Below are 266 nucleotides of genomic sequence, written 5' to 3' on the forward strand. Positions count from 1 at the left end.
TGCGCCTGCGGTTCAGCAGCAAATCGAATCCGGCCAAGATAAAGAGATTGAACAAATTCGAGCCGATCATATTGCCGACTGCGATGTCGGCATTGCCGATCGCTGCCGCAGAAAAGCTGGTGGAAATCTCAGGAAGGCTGGTAGCTCCTGCAAGCAGCAATGTGCCGACCATCATGCCGCCCATCGCAGATTTCTCGCTGATGACATCGGCATACTGGGACAGTTTAATGGCGGCAAAGACAGTGACGGCTGCCGCCAACAGAAAG

The 266-nt window shown here is 54.1% G+C and carries 1 pseudogene; it reads right to left on the bottom strand.

The window, feature by feature from the left end:
* Positions 1–266, bottom strand: a pseudogene (locus SB775_RS30270) (sodium:calcium antiporter); the annotation flags it as partial.

The sequence above is a fragment of the Peribacillus sp. SIMBA_075 genome (assembly GCF_046534585.1).